This window comes from uncultured Aureimonas sp. (assembly GCF_913775355.1).
Taxonomy (GTDB): domain Bacteria; phylum Pseudomonadota; class Alphaproteobacteria; order Rhizobiales; family Rhizobiaceae; genus Aureimonas.
Genome location: NZ_CAJYIU010000281.1, coordinates 1 through 7,295 on the forward strand (window position 1 = coordinate 1; position 7,295 = coordinate 7,295).

7 protein-coding genes, 2 tRNA genes and 1 pseudogene are annotated in these 7,295 nt (G+C 68.1%); 3 read left to right on the forward strand and 7 right to left on the reverse strand.

What is annotated here, in order from left to right:
• Positions 1-496: pseudogene (locus tag QZ753_RS16965) on the forward strand (hypothetical protein); the annotation flags it as partial.
• Here QZ753_RS16965 and QZ753_RS16970 read toward each other — a convergent pair.
• From QZ753_RS16970 to QZ753_RS16995, 6 genes are all read right to left on the reverse strand, one after another.
• A tRNA-Arg gene (locus QZ753_RS16970) sits at positions 467-543 on the reverse strand. The pseudogene QZ753_RS16965 and the gene QZ753_RS16970 overlap by 30 nt on opposite strands.
• Positions 544-707: 164 nt before the next feature.
• Positions 708-1,094, reverse strand: coding sequence for a septal ring lytic transglycosylase RlpA family protein (locus QZ753_RS16975; protein ID WP_294645325.1), 387 nt, complete (start codon positions 1,092-1,094; stop codon positions 708-710).
• A gap of 159 nt (positions 1,095-1,253) precedes the next feature.
• Positions 1,254-2,165, reverse strand: a complete 912-nt coding sequence (locus QZ753_RS16980; RefSeq protein ID WP_294645333.1) for an SDR family oxidoreductase — start codon at positions 2,163-2,165, stop codon at positions 1,254-1,256.
• On the reverse strand, positions 2,165-2,311 hold the full coding sequence (locus tag QZ753_RS16985) for a hypothetical protein (protein ID WP_294645327.1): 147 nt from the start codon (positions 2,309-2,311) through the stop codon (positions 2,165-2,167). Before QZ753_RS16985 ends, QZ753_RS16980 begins: the two co-directional genes overlap by 1 nt.
• Positions 2,301-3,473, reverse strand: coding sequence for a tRNA epoxyqueuosine(34) reductase QueG (queG, locus tag QZ753_RS16990; RefSeq protein ID WP_294645329.1), 1,173 nt, complete (start codon positions 3,471-3,473; stop codon positions 2,301-2,303). Before queG ends, QZ753_RS16985 begins: the two co-directional genes overlap by 11 nt.
• Positions 3,474-3,550: 77 nt before the next feature.
• The gene (locus QZ753_RS16995; protein ID WP_294645330.1) at positions 3,551-4,243 is read right to left on the reverse strand and encodes a glutathione S-transferase family protein; all 693 of its coding nucleotides are present in this window, start codon (positions 4,241-4,243) and stop codon (positions 3,551-3,553) included.
• Between the two features lie 290 nt (positions 4,244-4,533).
• On the opposite strand from QZ753_RS16995, the gene QZ753_RS17000 reads away from it, so the two are divergent.
• Positions 4,534-5,340 carry an undecaprenyl-diphosphate phosphatase gene (locus QZ753_RS17000; RefSeq protein ID WP_294645331.1) on the forward strand — a complete coding sequence of 269 codons (807 nt, stop codon included), beginning with the start codon at positions 4,534-4,536 and terminating at the stop codon, positions 5,338-5,340.
• A gap of 95 nt (positions 5,341-5,435) precedes the next feature.
• Here QZ753_RS17000 and QZ753_RS17005 read toward each other — a convergent pair whose 3' ends face one another.
• Complete coding sequence (locus QZ753_RS17005; RefSeq protein ID WP_294645332.1) at positions 5,436-6,461, reverse strand: complex I NDUFA9 subunit family protein; 1,026 nt, start codon at positions 6,459-6,461, stop codon at positions 5,436-5,438.
• Positions 6,462-6,656: 195 nt separating this feature from the next.
• Between QZ753_RS17005 and QZ753_RS17010 the strand changes: the two genes are divergently transcribed.
• Positions 6,657-6,741: transfer RNA gene (locus QZ753_RS17010), tRNA-Leu, on the forward strand.
• Positions 6,742-7,295: the final 554 nt, after the last annotated feature.

Genomic DNA, 7,295 nt, shown 5'->3' on the forward strand with positions numbered 1-7,295 from the left:
CAGCATTCTCGAGTCCATAGAGACCGAACGTCGTACCAGGGAAGCTGACAGCACCGAGCTTCTTCGCTTTGAAACCGAACTCGCCGATGCGAGGATGAGAGTTGATCGACTGATGGGGTTGGCTGAACGTGGTATAGCCGACCTGGATGATCCAGAATTCGCCGAGCGTATGCGGAGCGCACAGCGCGACCGGAATATCGCGCTTGCCGGTGTGGACCGTATTCGACGGCGAATTGGCGCTCAGGTTGAGATTACACCGGAGCGCGTCGTTGCCTTCGCCAACTTCATGCGAGATCGCATTCGCAACGGCGACGTGCCGTTCCGTAAAAGCTATTTACGATCCGTCGTTGATCGCGTGATCGTAGATGACGAGAGGCTGATCATAACTGATTGGAAACACGTCCTGCGTGAGCAGGTTATGATCGATGATAGAAAGGACATCAAAGTGCCCATTGGTATTCAGGAATGGCGCACCCGACAGGATTCGAACCTGTGACCTCTGCCTTCGGAGGGCAGCGCTCTATCCAGCTGAGCTACGGGTGCGGACCGCTTGGGGCGGCTGGCAGGATGGCTGGCATTCCGTCCGGCTTCGTCACTACAGGATCGCAGCGGGCGAGGCAAGGCGAGGACGGGCTCGCGGGACTTCAGGACTGCGCGCGAAGACGCCCTGCCGTCCGGCGAACCCGGCGTTCAGCGGTGGGGAAGGGTCAGGCGCAAGTGTCGGCACCCGAGCCGTCGGCCGGCTCGATCTGGACACGCGTATGGCCGGAATCGACGAAACCGAGGCGCTGGGCCGCGCCCTTCGACAGGTCGATCAGACGGCCCTTGATGAACGGGCCCCGATCGTTGATCCGCACCACGACGGAGCGCTGGTTGCGCAGGTTGGTCACCTTGACCTTGCTGCCGAGCGGCAGGGTCTTGTGGGCGGCCGTCATCGCCATCGGATTCATGCGCTCGCCGGAGGCGGTGCGCGAGGTGAGGGCGTACCATGAGGCGCCGCCGCAGGTGGTCTTGCCGCCAGCCGCCTCAGCGGGAACCGAGGCCAGCAGAGCGGCGCCCACAAGGGCAACCGCCGTCAGGGATTTTGCGATCAATCGTCCGGTCCTTCTACCGTTTCATACGGACGCGGACCGAGATCTCTGATTTCGTTAATGAAATCCCCTCGTGGCCCCCGCCGTTCGACGCCGGAGAGGTGCGGGTGGGAAGCGGCCAAAACGTGGCGGTTCCATCACGAAACGTAAATTCGTGAAATCTTAACCGGAAATTCCGTGAGGTGAAGGGGCATTCTGCCGCTTGAGGCAGTCCGTCAGACCCTCGCGAAACGTCGGGAAACGCAGGGCATAGCCGGCGCGCTTGAGGGCCGTGTTCGCGACTCGCTTGTTCTCGCCGTAAAACGATCGTGCCATCGGCGTGAGGTCGGCGGTGGCGAAATCGATCTCCGGGGGGCAGGCGTATCCGCCGATGTCGGCGGCGTGGGCCACGACATCCTGGGGAGGCGCCGGTTCGTCGTCGGTGACGTTGACGATGCCGCCGGTGCAGCCTGCGGCGAGATGGGCGAGGGCGCCCGCGATGTCGTCGACGTGGATGCGGTTGAAGACCTGACCCGGCTTGACGAGCCGACGCGCCGTGCCGGCACGCAGCTTGTCGAACGGGCTTCGGCCAGAGCCGTAGATGCCCGAAAGCCGTAGGATGGCGAGCGGACGATCCAGATCGTCCGCCACGGCCGCCCAGGCCCGTTCGGCCTCCAGCCGCTCGCGCGAGCGTTTCGACGTCGGCGCCGGGGCCGTCGTTTCGTCGACCCAGGCGCCGCCGTGGTCGCCGTAGACGCCGACCGTCGAGAGGTAGCCGATCCAGCGCAGCGACGGCGCATGGCGGCGTAGGTCCTCGCCGTGCTGTCGGAGGACGGGATCGCCGTCCTCGCCGGGGGCGATCGACACGACGAGATGTGTGGTCCGGGCGAGCGCCTCGGTAATGCCCGCGCCGGGCGCGCGCCCGTCGAACAGGAAGGGCGGCCAGCCCGCAGCACGCAGACGCGCCGCCTTCTCCGCCGAGCGCGTCGTGGCGCCGATGATCTCTTTGGGCGCGCGGGTGCGCAGGAAGGCGCCGGCCGAATATCCGCAGCCGAAGACGAAGAAGCGCTCATGGTCGCCGGCATCGGGGCGCATCACCACGACCCGTGCTCCCTGGAGGAATGGCGGCCGGCGGCAAGGGCGCCGGGCCCGACGCGCGTCGTCCTGCGGGCGGTCGCGGGCGTCGCGCCCTCTGCCGGCTGCCCCGCCCCATCCGGCCGTGCCAGGTCCTCAGTCGTCATTCGGCGGTCCTTCTTCGATCGCATGCCATTCCGTCCTCACCTCGGTGTCCGTCTCGCGCATCAGCGCCTCGTCCCGCGCGGCCAGGGCTCGGTCCGGGGCGAGGCGCGCGAGTGCCCAGACCGCCATCGCGCGCACGGCCGGCGCCGCGTCGCCGAGCCTTGCCTCCACAGCCGGCAGAAGCCCCGCACGCCCCGAATTGCCGGCGGCGATCAGGCAGTTGGCGACGAACTTGTCGCGGCCGACCCGCTTCACGGGCGAGCCGGAGAAGAGGGCGCGGAAGGCGGCGTCGTCGAGTTCGAGAAGCTCCTCCAGCCTTGGCGCGCGCAGGTCGTCGCGCGCGCGCAGCTTCGCCTCCCGCGCGGCCGCAGCGAACTTGTTCCAGGGGCAGACCGCGAGGCAGTCGTCGCAGCCGTAGATCCGGTTTCCCATGAGGGGGCGGAGCGCGCGCGGCACCGGTGCGCGCGTCTCGATGGTGAGGTAGGAGATGCAGCGCCGGGCGTCGATCCGATAGGGCGAGGGAAAGGCGTCCGTCGGGCAGGCGTCCTGGCAGGCGCGGCAGGAGCCGCAGAGATCGCGCGCCGGTGCGTCCGGCTCGAGCGCGATCGTGGTCGCGATCGAGCCGAGGAAGAGCCAGGAGCCGAATTCGCGGCTGACGAGATTGGTGTGCTTGCCCTGCCAGCCGAGCCCGGCCGCCTGCCCCAGCGGCTTTTCCATCAGCGGGGCGGTGTCGACGAAGACCTTGGCATCGTGCGGGCGTCCGTCGCTGCGCGTCCCCGCCCGCGCCACAAGCCTGCCGGCGAGTTCCTTAAGCTTGCCCTTCACGACGTCGTGGTAGTCGCGGTGGCGCGCATAGACCGAGATCGCGCCCCGGTCCGTCCGGGCGTTGATGGCGAGGGGGTCCTCGTCCGGTCCGTAGTTGAGGCCGAGGACGACGACCGAACGGGCCTCGTCCCAGAGCGCCGCGACGGAGCGTCGGCGCTCGGCGGTCTCCGGCAGCCACGCCATCGTGCCGTGATGGCCGGCCGCCAGAAACTGGTCGAGGCGCTCGCCCGCAAGGGCATCCGCCTCGGGCCGCGCGATGCCGACGGCGTCGAAGCCGAGACGGCGCGCGTCGGCCTCGAGAAAGCGGCGAAGGGCAGGAGGGGGCAAGGCGTCGGCCATGGCCGATCCTTAGCAGAGGCCGCAACGCGCGGCGACATCAGGGGCGTCGGCCGGGCCTCCCGAGGCTGTCGTGGGCGTCAGAAGTCGAGTTCGGCGTAGTGGGCGGCGGGCGGCACGCCGCGCACGCGCTCCAACAGGAACGGCCGGAACGAGGGGCGGGACTTGATGCGCATGTACCAGTCCTTGGCAGCCGGCTCCTCCTCCCAGGCGACCTCGCCGAGATAGTCGAGGATCGAGACCGCGGCCGCGGCCGAGAAGTCGGCATAGGAGAGGCGCGACCCCGACAGCCAGTTCCGGCTCTCGGCAAGCCAGCCGATGTAGCGCATGTGGTTCTTCAGATTGGCGCGCGCGGCGCGGATCGCCGAGGCGTCCGGCGCGCCGCCGCCTTCGTTCGAGCGCATCTCGCGCTTGAAGACCCGCTCGCGCACGAGATAGCGCGTCACCTCGGCGTCCATCTTGCCGAGGAACCACTCCACGAGGCGGCGGATCTCGGCGCGCTCGATCGGCTTCTCGGCCAGAAGCCGCTTCTCGCGCTGGAAGGCGCCGCGCGTCTCGTCGAGATATTCGGCGACCACGGTGCCGCCGATGATCGGCACGCTGCGGTCCTCGGTGAGGACGGGCAGCGTCGCCGCCGGATTGAGCGCCAGGAACTCGGCGCGCCGCTCCCAGGGGCGCTCCTCCACCAGTTCGGCCCGCTCGCCGTATTCCCCGAGGACCAGCCGCACGAAACGGGAGGCGGCGGACATGGGATGGTGGTGCAGGATGAGCATGGAGGCGGGAAACTTGTACTCTCGATGACGCGGCCGGAGGCGGTCGCGAAAAGGGTTGCCGTGACCTTAAGACCAGATGGTTGGCGGATCGTGAACGCCCGCAGGCGCTCCGCTTCCCCAGGCGCCACATAAGCCGATCCTCACCAACAGCAAGCTTTTTCGCGCGCCTCGCGGCGCCAGGGCGGGCCGGGGAAAGCTCTGTCGTTCATACTGCAGTGCGGCGAAGGCCTTGACCCCCGGCGGGTCGCCACGGCATTCCCCGGACGCCAAGCCAACTTGCGGGACCCGCGATGGATACCCTTCAACTCTTCGACGCCTTCGTCCTCGGTCTGATCGAAGGGCTGACGGAATTCATCCCCGTCTCCTCGACGGGTCACCTGATCCTGGCCGGCCAGCTTCTCGGCTTCCACTCCACCGGCAACACGTTCGAAGTGCTGATCCAGCTCGGCGCCGTGCTCGCGGTGCTCTCGGTCTATTTCGGCAAGCTCTGGCATCTCCTCGTCACCCTGCCGTCCGACGCGAAGAGCCGGCGCTTCGTCGGCGGCATCCTGCTCGCCTTCCTGCCGGCAGCGGTGATCGGGGCGATCGCCCACGACTTCATCAAGGGCGTCCTGTTCGAGACGCCCATGGTGATCTGCGTCGCGCTCCTCATCGGCGGCTTCATTCTTCTTGCGATCGACCGGATGCCGCTCAACCCGCGCTACCGCGACATCGAGGAGTATCCGCTGTCGCTCTGCTTCAAGATCGGCCTCATCCAGTGCCTTGCGATGATCCCCGGGACCTCGCGCTCGGGCGCGACGATCGCCGGCGCGCTGCTGCTCGGCACCGACAAGCGCTCGGCGGCGGAATTCTCGTTCTTCCTCGCCATGCCGACGATGGCGGGCGCCTTCGCCTACGACCTCTACAAGAACTGGTCGCTCCTGTCGGTGGACGACGCGGCGACGATTGGCATCGGCTTCGTGATGGCCTTCCTCTCGGCCCTCGTCGTGGTGCGCTCGCTTCTCGGCTTCGTCTCCCGGTACGGCTTCGCCCCGTTCGCCTGGTGGCGCATCGCCGTCGGCGCGATCGGCATCGGCGTCATCCTCGCCTATCGCTGACCGCCGCCGTCGGCCGGCCAAAAGAAAAGGGCGCCTGCAAGGGCGCCCTTTTTTCGTGCTGCAGGCCGGCGCCGCGGGCGCGGCCGGGCTCGCGGTCAGGCCTTGGCGATCCCGTCGTCGCCCGGCAGGCTGTCGTCCTCGGCCGGGCGGTCGTCGTGCGGCTGGGGCTTGGTGAACTGCCCCTGCGGTCGAAAGCGCACGAGATAGGTCGGCAGGACGGCCGCGAGCGTGCGCGGCGTGATGCCGAAGGCCTCGAACGTGCGACCCTCCGCCTTCGCGGCGTCCGACACCACGTTGTCGATCTGCAACTGGACCACCTGGTCCGGCGTCAGCGGCGCGCCCGGCAGCGCCTTCATCCAGCCGGCCATCGAGGCGGCCAGCCCAAACGGGATCGACATGAAGCGGCGGCGCCGCTCGATCACCCGGAGCATCTCCTCCATCATGGCGCGGAAGCTCATCGCCTCCGGGCCGCCGAGCTCGTAGACGCGCCCGCCCGCGACCTCGCCGTCGACGGCTTTCGCCACCGCGAGCGCCACGTCGTTGACGAAGACGGGCTGAAAGCGCGTGTGCCCGCCGCCCAGAAGCGGCAGGGCCGGCGACAGCCGCGCCATATTGGCGAAGCGGTTGAAGAACTGGTCTTCCGCGCCGAACACGATCGAGGGGCGCAGCACGATGGCGCCGGGCACTGCCGCCATGACGCGGGCCTCGCCCTCCGCCTTGGTGCGCGCGTAGCTCGAGGGTGAGTTGGCGTCGGCACCGATCGCCGACATCTGGACGAGGCCGATCCCGGCTTTCGCGGCCGCGGTCGCGACATGGCCGGCGCCCTCCGCCTGGAGGGCCGCGAAGGTCTGCTGCCCGCCCTCGTTCAGGATGCCGACGAGGTTGACCGCATGGTCCGAGCCCTCCAGCGCCCGCTCCACCGACCAGGGGTGGCGCAGGTTCGCCTGGATCGCCTGGATCTGTCCCAGGCGCCCGGCGATCTGCAGGTGGTAGGCAAGGTCGGGCCGGCGGCAGGCGACGCGGATGCGATGGCCGCGCTGGGCGAGAGCGTGCACGACGTAGCGGCCGAGGAAGCCCGACCCTCCGAACACCGTGATCTGCTTCCTGGTATCGACCGTCATCTGGCTCAATCCCCGTCAGGACGTCGCGCGTTCCCGGCGCGTGGTCCGCATGATGTGTCGCCCGAGGCTTTAGCGGCAATCGCGAAAGGCGAAAAGCCCGATCAGCGGCCGCTTTGCCGCAACGCACGCCTCGCCACGCATTTTCTTCCCGAATCGATTGACAGCACGCCGCGACGAAACTAATCAACCGCCAGTGCCCAGGTGGCGGAATTGGTAGACGCGCACGGTTCAGGTCCGTGTGCCGCGAGGCGTGAAGGTTCGAGTCCTTTCCTGGGCACCAATTCCCCGAATTCGTTCGGGAAGCCCTTTCATACGACAATACGGTTCGGTCTGCTGCGTGCTGCTTTGATGGCAGCATTTGAAAGTGGCTCTTCGCAGTCTGGTTGACATGTGGGACCGTCCCAACGCAACGCGCTCGATCAGCCTCCTGCTTGATCCCGACTTCAGGTTGCAGCTGTTCGTTGCCGCCCATGCTTCGGCATGGGCGCGCGCTTCGTCCTCGGCGCTCCTTCCTTCGTCATGATGCCGTTCGTTCGTCTGGCGCCTGTTGCAACGTGGTTCCGGTGCCGGGCCCGGCGCACCAAGGCGTGCGATCGCCATGCCCGCGGCTGGTCTTTGACAGCGTTCTGTGCGCTCATCGCTTGCGGGCGCGCATGGTGGCGGTGCCGCAGCGAACGCAGCCGACAGGGTGGGACGACCGCGCATGAGGACCTATGCCATCGCGACCGATGTGGCCGGCGAGACGGACGAGGCGGCCAGCCGGCGGGTCTTTCTGGCGGACCGGATCCGGACCTTCTTTCCCGCCGCCTGCCGCCCGCTCGGCGCATTCTGGAT